The organism is Oceanibium sediminis (assembly GCF_003265325.1).
Classification (GTDB): domain Bacteria; phylum Pseudomonadota; class Alphaproteobacteria; order Rhodobacterales; family Rhodobacteraceae; genus Halovulum; species Halovulum sediminis.
In genome coordinates, this window is the sequence record NZ_QGNX01000123.1 from 1 (window position 1) to 264 (window position 264).

A 264-nucleotide genomic window follows, 5' to 3' on the forward strand; every position below is an offset into this window, starting at 1 on the left:
TGTCTCCGTTAACATGGTGTCATATGGACAAGCATCCAAATCACCAAAGGAGAAGATCACTACTTCCTTTAAGATGATAAAAATGACCCAAACGTCCCAAGAACTGGTGCCTTACCCAACACCAGATGGACAGCCCATATGGGTACATCCCGATCTCCTAGAAGATGAAAATTGGGAGATCGTCAAAACAAAGCCAACCGCTCAACAGCGAAGGCAAGCCAAGAGACAACTCCGCAAGCTCAAACGGCAGGAGAAGGCTCAAAC

General features: G+C 47.0%; 1 protein-coding gene. It reads left to right on the forward strand.

Going from position 1 to position 264, the window contains the following annotated elements; all coding sequences use genetic code 11:
* Window positions 1-82: 82 nt before the first annotated feature.
* Window positions 83-264: hypothetical protein (locus DJ029_RS22380; protein WP_232823187.1), on the forward strand; the 182-nt coding region annotated here is incomplete at its 3' end.